We start from the raw sequence: 9904 nt of genomic DNA on the forward strand, positions 1-9904 counted from the left end.
GTGCAGCGCAAGGCGGGCGCAATGAAGATGCAAGCGCAGATGCAGGTGAAGATGCGAGCGCCAGGGTAAACAATCCGACCGGATTGCACACATGGACGACGCGTGGCGAGAAAGGGTCTTATACTTTTATCCATTCCCCCACCACTCAGAGGGCGAACCATGCTGCAAATGTCCCGGCGCCAGTTCCTCAAGGTGACGGCGTCCACGTTAGCCGGATCGAGCCTCGCCCTGATGGGCTTCGCGCCGGATATCGCGGTTGCCGAAGTCCGGCAGTACAAGCTGACGCGCACCACTGAAACACGCAACACCTGCCCATATTGCTCAGTGGGGTGCGGGATTCTCATGTATGGGCTTGGTGACGGGGCGAAGAACGCCACGGCCAGCATCATCCACATCGAAGGCGACCCGGATCATCCGGTCAATCGCGGCACGCTGTGTCCCAAGGGCGCGAGTCTCATCGATTTCATCCACAGTCCCAGCCGCCTGAAGTACCCCGAGTACCGGGCGCCGGGCTCGGAGCACTGGCAACGCCTCTCGTGGGACGAGGCGCTTGACCGTATTGCGAAGTTGATGAAGGAAGATCGCGACGCCAACTTCGTCGAGACCACCGCGGACGGCAAGAAGGTCAACCGCTGGCTGACCACCGGCATGCTGGCGGCCTCGGCCGGCAGCAACGAGGTCGGTTATCTGACGCACAAGACGGTGCGCAGCATGGGGATGCTCGCGTTCGACAACCAGGCGCGTGTCTGACACGGCCCGACGGTGGCAGGTCTTGCCCCGACGTTTGGCCGTGGAGCGATGACGAACCATTGGGTCGACATCAAGAACGCGGACGTAATCCTGGTGATGGGCGGCAATGCCGCCGAGGCGCATCCTTGCGGTTTCAAGTGGGTCGCGGAGGCGAAAGCCAACCGCAGCGCGCGGCTGATCGTGGTCGATCCGCGCTTTACACGCACCGCTTCTGTCGCCGACTTTTACACGCCGATTCGCACCGGCACGGATATCGTCTTCCTTGGCGGGGTGATCCATTACCTGCTGAGTAACGACAAGATCCAGCACGAGTACGTGAAGAATTACACGGACTTCCCGTTCATCGTGCGTGACGATTTTGCCTTCAAGGACGGCATTTTTTCAGGCTACGACGCGGACAAGCATGGCTATCCCGACAAGGATTCGTGGGACTACGAACGCGGCGACGACGGCTTTGTAAAAGTCGATCCGACCTTGCAGGATCCACGCTGCGTGTACAACCTGCTCAAGCAGCATTACTCGCGCTATACGCCGGAGATGGTCGAGAAGATCTGCGGCACGCCCCAGGCCAACTTCCTGAAGGTGTGCGAGATGCTCGCTTCGACAGCGGTGCCGGGGCGTGCCGGCACGATCCTGTATGCGCTCGGCTGGACGCATCACTCGATCGGCGCGCAGATCATTCGCACGGGCGCGATGGTGCAACTGTTGCTGGGCAATGTCGGCATTGCCGGCGGCGGTGTGAACGCGTTGCGCGGACACTCGAACATCCAGGGGCTGACCGACCTCGGACTGATGTCGAACCTGCTGCCGGGTTACATGACGCTGCCCTTCGAGTCCGAGCAGGACTACGACGGCTACATCAAGAAACGCGCGACGCAGCAGTTGCGTGCCAACCAGCTTAGTTACTGGAAGAACTATGGCGCGTTCTTCGTGAGCTTCATGAAGTCATGGTGGGGGGACGCAGCGACCGCCGACAACAACTGGGGCTACGACTATCTGCCCAAGCTCGACAAGCCGTACGACCTGCTGCAGGCCATCGAGCTGATGAACCAGGGCAAGATGACCGGCTATATCGCGCAGGGCTTCAATGTGCTGGCGTCGTCGCCGAACAAGGCGAAAACGGCTTCCGCGCTCAGCAAACTGAAATGGCTCGTGGTGATGGACCCGCTCGCCATCGAAACCGCGGAGTTCTGGAAGAACCACGGCGAATTCAATGACGTGGACGCATCGAAAATCCAGACCGAAGTGTTCCGTTTGCCGACCACCTGCTTTGCCGAAGAGCGCGGCTCACTGGTCAGTTCGAGTCGCGTGTTGCAGTGGCACTGGCAGGGCGTGCAGGCGCCCTATGAAGCGAAGAGCGATTTGGAGATCATGTCCGGTCTGTTCCTGCGCATGCGCAAGGCGTACGAGACGCAGGGCGGCAAATTTCCGGATCCGATCGTCAAGCTGGACTGGCCGTATGCGAACCCGGAAAGTCCCACGCCCGAAGAATTGGCGAGGGAATTCAATGGCCGCGCGCTCGCCGACCAGACCGATGCGAAAGACCCCAGCAAGGTGCTGGTGAAAAAAGGCCAGCAGTTGTCGGGATTTGCGCAACTCAAGGACGACGGCACGACCACGAGCGGCTGCTGGATTTTCTGCGGCGCGTGGACGGAGGCCGGCAACCAGATGGGTCGGCGCGACAACTCCGATCCTACGGGTATTGGTCAAACGTTGAATTGGGCGTGGGCGTGGCCCGCGAACCGGCGCATTCTGTACAACCGTGCCTCGTGCGACCTGAACGGCAAGCCGTTCGATCCGACGCGCAAGCTCGTCGCCTGGAACGGTTCAGCGTGGACGGGTGCCGATGTGCCCGACTACAAGGTGGACGAGCCGCCGCAAAACGGCATGGGGCCGTTCATCATGAACCCGGAGGGCGTGGCGCGTTTCTTCGCGCGCGATCAGATGAACGAAGGACCGTTCCCTGAGCACTACGAACCATTTGAAAACCCGCTCGGGTATAACCCCCTGCATCCGCAGAATCCGCTTGCCACCAGCAATCCGGCGGCACGCGTGTTTGCCGACGACCGTGCCGCGTTCGGCAAGGCGCCGGAGTTTCCGCATACGGCGACCACGTATCGGTTGACCGAGCACTTCCACTTCTGGACCAAACACGCGCGGCTGAATTCGATCATTCAGCCACAGCAGTTCGTCGAAATCGGCGAGGACCTCGCGCGCGAAGTCGGAGTGAAGGCGGGTGACCGGGTGAAGGTGTCGTCCAACCGTGGCTACCTGTATGCCGTGGCGGTCGTGACCAAGCGCATCAAACCGTTGATGATCGACGGCAAGAAAGTGCAGACCGTGGGCGTGCCGTTGCATTGGGGCTTCAAGGGGCAGACGAAGCCGGGCTATCTGAGCAACACGCTGACGCCCGTGGTGGGCGACGGCAATACCCAGACACCGGAATTCAAGTCGTTCCTGGTGAAGGTCGAAAAGGCATAGGGGGCGCGAGAACGACATGGCATTGCAATCGCTGGATATCAAACGCCTCTCGGCCACCACGACGCCGCCGCCGGGCGACCGCGAACCGGTGACGGGCACGGTTGCGAAACTGATCGACGTCACCAAGTGCATTGGCTGCAAGGCGTGCCAGACAGCCTGCATGGAGTGGAACGATCTGCGCGACGAAGTGGGCATCAATCATGGCGTCTATGACAACCCGATGGATCTCACGGAACACTCGTGGACGGTGATGCGATTCACCGAATACGAGAATCCGAACGGCAACCTCGAATGGCTGATCCGCAAGGACGGCTGCATGCATTGCGAGGATCCGGGCTGCCTGAAGGCGTGTCCGTCGCCGGGCGCGATCGTGCAGTACACCAACGGCATCGTCGATTTTCATGAGGAAAACTGCATTGGCTGCGGCTATTGCATCGCGGGCTGCCCGTTCAACGTGCCACGGCTTTCGAAGAAAGATCATCGCGTCTACAAATGCACGCTGTGTTCGGACCGTGTGGCAGTGGGACAGGAGCCGGCGTGCGTGAAGACATGTCCGACGGGGGCCATCGTGTTCGGCACCAAGGAGGACATGAAGCAGCATGCGGTGGAGCGCATCGTGGATCTGAAGGAGCGTGGCTTTGAGAACGCGGGGCTCTACGATCCGCCCGGTGTGGGTGGCACGCACGTGATGTACGTGTTGCACCATGCCGATCAGCCTTCGCTGTATCACGGCTTGCCGGACAAGCCGCGCATCAGTCCGATGGTGCGTTTCTGGAAGGGAATGGCAAAGCCGCTTGCAGTGGCGGCCATAGCGTTGACGGCGCTATCGGGCTTTTTCCATTACACGCGAATTGGGCCGAACGAGGTGACCGACGAAGATGAGCTGGCGGCGCAGGATGAGGCCGCGCGCATCCGGGGCGAACGCGAGGAGCACAGAGATGGAGCATAGAGACCCGAACCTGATCGTGCGTTATACGGCGAACGAGCGCACCAACCACTGGATCACGGCGATCACTTTTATCTTGCTGGCGCTCTCGGGGCTGGCGTTGTTTCATCCGTCGATGTTCTGGTTGACCGCGCTGTTTGGCGGCGGCCAGTGGACGCGGATTTTGCATCCGTTCGTGGGTGTGGTGATGTTCCTGTCGTTTTTCATTCTGGCCGTGCGGTTCTGGCATCACAACTATCTGGACCGTGATGATGTGCAGTGGCTGAAGCAGATCGACGATGTACTCGCCAACCGCGAGGAGAATCTGCCCGAGATTGGACGGTATAACGCGGGGCAGAAGTTGTTGTTCTTTACGATGGTGATGTGTTTGTTGTTACTGCTTTGCAGTGGGGTGGTGATCTGGCGGCGGTATTTTTCTTTTTACTTTCCCGTGGATGTGGTACGGGGTGCTGCTGTTGTGCATGCTGTTGCTGCGTTTGTTTTGATTGTGGGGATTGTGGTGCATATTTATGCGGCGATCTGGATCAAGGGGTCTGTCGGGGCTATGGTTCGGGGGACTGTTACGTTTGGGTGGGCGAGGAAGCATCATCCTAAGTGGTTTAGGGAGAGTGTTAAGTAATTGGTTTTTTTCCCTTGCAGGGGGCTTTGGTTTTTTTGCTTTTGGTTTTTTGTTTTTTTGGCCTTTCCTTGCTTTCTTAGTGGTTTATTTGCGTTGCCCCTGTGCGGGGCAGCACCTACTTTTCTTTGCCTGCCGCAAAGAAAAGTAGGCAAAAGAAAGCGGCTCACACCGCCAGCTCGTAGGTGTCGCCCTCTGGGCCTACTTGGGAGTGGTCCGAAACGAGACCTGTTTTCGCACCCTCCGCGCTAGTGACAAAGCGCTCATTCATCCCACTCCGCACTACGTGCGTCGCGGATGGGTTTGCTGGGCGGTCGGCGGTCGGCGGCTGGCGGCAAATCGTGCGAAACCGCAAAACCCCAGATGGTGTTAGGTTATGCCTGTCGGCGGGGCGCGGAGCGCAACGCTGGAACGGATGACTGCCTTGTCACGAGGGGCGGCAATGTGAGGGAGGGTCTCGTCTCGGACCAATGCCGCGGGAGTGGCGAGGGAGACACCTAAAAACTGGCGGTGTGAGCCCGCTTTCTTTTGCTTACTTTTCTTTGCGGCGGCAAAGAAAAGTGAGTGCTGCCCCGCACAGGGGCGACGCTGATAGACCGATAAGAAAGCAAGGAAAGGCCAACGAGCAGGCAAGAAAAGGCCAAAACGAGCACAAGGAAAGGCCAACAAGAAGGCAAACAAAAACCAACACCGCATGCAATTGCATCCCTTAAGCCCGCGCAGCAAAAACTACAAACCCCAGGACACATCAGGATGGTGCAAAAAACCTTAGACCCCTCGCAGATCCAGTCGATGGATCACTCAGCCATCCCCCGAATCCGTCTGCCCGAACGGGCAACCGTATTCCTGGACCGCGCTGCGCGTCTGCGCAAACTCGCCGACAATAACCCCATCAGCGGATACATCAGACTAATGGCCACGCTTGTCGATGCGCAGCATCATCTACTCGCGTCAACCGTTGTCACGCCGCCCTCCAAAGAAGCCATCGCCCAGGCGCAACAACACTCCATGCCCCTGCTGCCTGCGCTCTCCTCGGAGCGGGACCCGGTCTGGCGTGATGTCCTGCACCGCCTGCTCGACAAGATCGAAGCGGCCGGCGCTATCACCCCCGCGCTCGGCAAAGTCCTCGATGCGCTGCGGCTCAACACGCCTGCTCAACTCGACGCACAAGCCGACGCGGTGCTCACCCAACGCTACAGTGAAATTGATCCCGCCACCGCGCCGTTTATCATGGCGAGCCTGCAGGTGGTGTGGACCGATCTCGCAAGCCGGCTCGATCCGCGCGATATCCCCTATCTCGACACGCCCGGCGTTTGCCCAGTGTGCGGCGCATTGCCGGTTGCCAGCATCGTGCGCGTGGGCGGACAGTATCAAGGCTATCGCTTCCTGCAATGTGGGTTGTGCGCCAACGAGTGGCACATGGTCCGCACCAAATGCTCGAATTGCGATTCGACCAAAGGCATCGCCTACCACGGCATCGAAGGCGGTAGCGCCGCGCTCAAGGCTGAATCGTGCGATGAGTGCCACACCTATCGCAAGATCGGCTATCAGGAGAAAAACTTCGAGTTCGAGCCCCTCGCCGATGACCTCGCGAGCCTCACGCTCGATCTGTTGATGAACGAGGCCGGTTATCGGCGCAGCGGTCCTAATCCGCTGCTGTGGCCCGAAGCACCGGCCGATGCTTAATGACCATCCATCGGCGACGACACGGTGACATGCTCAGATATGCGGATACAAGGGGAGAGTAAAGGCGTGAGCGGAACGTCAAGCAGCGGTATTCATAACGAGCGGCTGAATACAACGGTGCCGGTCATCGAGGCGTTTGCTGAAGCGGAGCGGCAGGCATGATAGTCGGCACGGCCGGCCATATCGATCATGGCAAAACGACCCTGGTGCGCGCGCTCACGGGCGTGGAGACGGACCGGCTCAAGGAAGAGAAGGCGCGCGGCATTTCGATCGAACTGGGTTACGCCTATACGCCGCTTGCAAACGGCGACGTGCTCGGCCTGATCGATGTGCCTGGGCACGAGAAACTCGTGCATACGATGGCCGCTGGTGCATGCGGCATCGACTTCGCGCTGCTCGTGATTGCTGCCGACGATGGCGTGATGCCGCAAACGCGTGAACATCTGGCTATTTTGCAACTGCTCGGCGTCACGCACGCGGCGGTCGCGCTCACCAAGGTCGATCGTGTCGACGCGGCACGCCTCGCGCAAGTGCGCGATGAAATCACCGCATGGCTCGCGGTCACGCCGTTCGCGCACGCGCCGCTCTTTGAAACCAACGCACTGCAACCGGATGATGCCGGGGTTGCGCAACTCAAGGCGGCGCTGCACGACGCGGCCACGAAATGGCGCGCGCGTCGTGACGATGGCTTGTTTCGACTGGCTATTGATCGCGTCTTCACGCTCGCAGGACAAGGCACGATCGTCACGGGCACGGCGTTCGCTGGACGCGTCACGACAGGCGATACGCTGATGCTCGCCCCTGCCGCGATGCCCGTGCGCGTACGTAGCGTACACGCGCAGAACCGCGCCGCTGAAACGGGACACGCCGGACAGCGCTGTGCGCTCAATCTTGCCGGCATCGAGAAGGATGCGATTGCGCGTGGCGACTGGATCGTCGATGCGCGGCTGGCTCAGCCTTCGCAGCGGCTCGATGTCGAACTGACACTGCTGGCGGATGCGGATCTGACGCTGCATCACTGGACGCCGCTGCATGTGCATCTCGGCACGACGCATCGTGTCGCGCATGTCGCGTTACTGGATGGCGACACGCTTGCGGCGGGCGAGTCGGCGCGTGCACAACTGGTCTTCGATGCGCCCGTATGCGCATTGCCGGGAGACCGGTTCATCGTGCGTAACGCGCAGGCGAGCCGCACAGTGGGCGGTGGACGGGTGCTCGATCCCTATGGACCTGCCCGCAAGCGGCGCACGCCTGAGCGGCGCGCATGGCTCGATGCGTTGCGCGGCTGGCTGGACGAAGAGAAGATCGAGCCGCTGCTCGAGCAATCGCCGCGTGGCCTGTTGCGCTCGGCGCTGATGCATTTGACGGGATTGCCAGCCGCCGGATTACAGTTGCCGGAGACCGCGCTGACCATCCCGCTGCACGGCAAGAGCGCGGAGGACGCGTTGATCGTGCTGCGTCCGCATTGGCAGCGCTTGCGTGAACAGGTGCTGGACACGCTTGCGAGCTTTCATGCACGTACGCCGGATGAACAGGGGCCGGACATTGCGCGCCTGCGCCGGATGGCGGCGCCGTTGGTCGAAGAAGCATTGTGGCGCGCGTTAATTGATGCGCTGGTGGATGAGGGCGCAGTGAAGCGCAGTGGTCCGTGGCTGCATCTGCTGGAGCATGTGCTGTCACTCGATGCGAGCGAAGCGGCGCTCGCCACGCAACTGCTTCCGCTGCTCGCCCAGGGCCGCTTCGACCCGCCGTGGGTGCGCGATCTGGCGAGCGTCACGGGAGCGCCCGAAGAGAAAGTGCGGCAGGTGTTGCGCAAGCTGGCACGTCAGGGCGACGCGTATCAGATCGTGCGCGATCTTTTCTATCACCCTGAGGCGGTTCGCGATCTGGCGCGCTTGGTCGCGTCGTTGTCTCAGGAGCAGGGCGGCGCCGTGAGCGCGTCGGCGTTTCGCGATGCAAGCGGCTTGGGCCGCAAACGCGCCATCCAGATTTTGGAGTTCTTCGATCGCGTTGGATATACTCGCTTCCAGCGTGAAAAACGCCTGGTGCGCGCGGATAGTCATCTGCTCGACACATTGTGAAGGCGGCTTCGTTTTAGCGTTGTGTTGTTGTGCCGTGGTGTGGTCGTATCGTGGTGTCATGTCGTGTGAAGGAAGGCATTCGCATCTGGTGATGCGGCTGGGCTTCAAACCCAGTTGAGGACGTCAGACGTTCTCAGGTCGGTTCGACTCCGGCTGCCTTCCGCCAATCGAGGCCAACCATAGGCCTTCCGTCGAGAACGTCGCTGCCTGGATCGTCGACAACTTTGCGTTCAAGACCGCAGCAAGGCAATTGCAACCGGCCACGGGGCGGATATGGGCTTACGGAGATTGCTGCTGGGAGGCATCGCTGTCGTTGTTGCCGCCGTCATTGGAACCCTTCTTGTCCTGCATGAAGATAGCAGCACGTGAGCTGATATTCTCATTGACCGACCGCCAGCCGATGTCTGGGACGTCATATCGAACAGCTCCGCCTATTCCGACTGGAACCCCTTCATTACGCGCGTTGACGGCGACTTCAAGGAGGGCGAGACAATCCGCATTGTGCTAGGCAGCGGGGCGGATTCGATGGTGTTCAGGCCGACTGTTCTGCTTGTCCGTCCTGGACATGACATTTGCTGGCGCGGCAGTGTGTGGATTCGCGGTATCTTCGACGGCACACATTGCATTCACCTCACTGCCGCATCTGGCGGCACCCGTCTCGAACAAACCGAGTCTTTCTCGGGGTTGCTCGTTGGGCGGTTGACGAAAGACGCAATCGAGGAAACGCGGCGGAATTTCCAGGCAATGAATGCGGCGGTTAAGCGGCGGGTAGAGACGCGGGGGTCTTGAGCTGGCGTCGCTAAGTGAGTGGCGTGCGAAGTGCGAGGCGAACTCGCACCACATCGCCGAAAGCAAATCAGCGTGCCGTCGGTCCCTCAGTCGCAGCGAGTGAACCAATGCCAAGGCTGTTCGCGCGCTGAAGCCTTTCACACCCTCATGGCGCCAGATAAAAATCCAGAGGAATAAGCTCCACCGCCCACCCACCTTCTTCACCCAGCGTGGCAGCCGGGTGCATGGACGCAATGCGCAACGCCTCGTCGGGGCTGTCCGCCTCGATGATGAACAGGCCGCCCACCACTTCCTTCGACTCGGTATAAGGCCCATCGGTGATGTGCGTCTCGCCAGCGCGCGGGCGAAGCGTCTTCCACGTGTCCAGATCGCCATGAGAAGCCGAAACGAGAACCTTGCCGGTAGCGCGCATCTTCTCGTCCAGTGGCGGGCACTGGCTCACCAGTTCCTTGATTTCGTCTGGCGTCATCGTGGCGAATTGTTCAGGTGTGAAGTAGGCCAGGCCGAGGTATTTCATGGAAGATCCTTTGAAAGGGTTTTCACTGACGACGAATC

7 protein-coding genes and 1 tRNA gene are annotated in these 9904 nt (G+C 60.4%); 7 read left to right on the forward strand and 1 reads right to left on the reverse strand.

The window, feature by feature from the left end; translation table 11 throughout:
* The first annotated feature begins 159 nt into the window (after nt 1-159).
* The 7 genes from fdnG to D0B32_RS33165 all read left to right on the forward strand — a co-directional run bounded on the left by fdnG (nt 160) and on the right by D0B32_RS33165 (nt 9349).
* Complete coding sequence (gene fdnG / locus D0B32_RS04170; protein WP_147329488.1) at nt 160-3231, forward strand: formate dehydrogenase-N subunit alpha; 3072 nt, start codon at nt 160-162, stop codon at nt 3229-3231.
* Between the two features lie 16 nt (nt 3232-3247).
* The gene (fdxH, locus tag D0B32_RS04175; RefSeq protein ID WP_117332392.1) at nt 3248-4180 is read left to right on the forward strand and encodes a formate dehydrogenase subunit beta; all 933 of its coding nucleotides are present in this window, start codon (nt 3248-3250) and stop codon (nt 4178-4180) included.
* Nucleotides 4170-4796 (forward strand): formate dehydrogenase subunit gamma, encoded by a 627-nt coding sequence (locus D0B32_RS04180; RefSeq protein ID WP_117332393.1) that lies wholly within the window; start codon nt 4170-4172, stop codon nt 4794-4796. Before fdxH ends, D0B32_RS04180 begins: the two co-directional genes overlap by 11 nt.
* Nucleotides 4797-5546: 750 nt before the next feature.
* Nucleotides 5547-6479, forward strand: a complete 933-nt coding sequence (gene fdhE, locus D0B32_RS04185; RefSeq protein ID WP_117332394.1) for a formate dehydrogenase accessory protein FdhE — start codon at nt 5547-5549, stop codon at nt 6477-6479.
* Nucleotides 6480-6637: 158 nt separating this feature from the next.
* The gene (gene selB / locus D0B32_RS04190; RefSeq protein WP_117332395.1) at nt 6638-8560 is read left to right on the forward strand and encodes a selenocysteine-specific translation elongation factor; all 1923 of its coding nucleotides are present in this window, start codon (nt 6638-6640) and stop codon (nt 8558-8560) included.
* 70 nt (nt 8561-8630) lie between these two features.
* Nucleotides 8631-8726: transfer RNA gene (locus D0B32_RS04195), tRNA-Sec, on the forward strand.
* 215 nt (nt 8727-8941) lie between these two features.
* Nucleotides 8942-9349: an SRPBCC family protein gene (locus D0B32_RS33165; protein ID WP_404935535.1), complete on the forward strand. Its 408-nt coding sequence runs from the start codon at nt 8942-8944 to the stop codon at nt 9347-9349.
* A gap of 145 nt (nt 9350-9494) precedes the next feature.
* Here the strand turns inward: D0B32_RS33165 and D0B32_RS04205 are convergent, their stop codons facing one another.
* Nucleotides 9495-9866: a YciI family protein gene (locus tag D0B32_RS04205; RefSeq protein WP_117332397.1), complete on the reverse strand. Its 372-nt coding sequence runs from the start codon at nt 9864-9866 to the stop codon at nt 9495-9497.
* Nucleotides 9867-9904 lie beyond the last annotated feature (38 nt).

It is taken from the genome of Paraburkholderia sp. DHOC27 (assembly GCF_003429005.1).
Taxonomy (GTDB): domain Bacteria; phylum Pseudomonadota; class Gammaproteobacteria; order Burkholderiales; family Burkholderiaceae; genus Paraburkholderia.

Coding starts and splice junctions, on each gene's coding strand:
- fdxH (WP_117332392.1), top strand. CDS start 3,248: ATGGCATTGCAATCGCTGGATATCAAACGCCTCTCGGCCACCACGACG.
- D0B32_RS04180 (WP_117332393.1), top strand. CDS start 4,170: ATGGAGCATAGAGACCCGAACCTGATCGTGCGTTATACGGCGAACGAG.
- fdhE (WP_117332394.1), top strand. CDS start 5,547: ATGGTGCAAAAAACCTTAGACCCCTCGCAGATCCAGTCGATGGATCAC.
- selB (WP_117332395.1), top strand. CDS start 6,638: ATGATAGTCGGCACGGCCGGCCATATCGATCATGGCAAAACGACCCTG.
- D0B32_RS04205 (WP_117332397.1), bottom strand. CDS start 9,866: ATGAAATACCTCGGCCTGGCCTACTTCACACCTGAACAATTCGCCACG.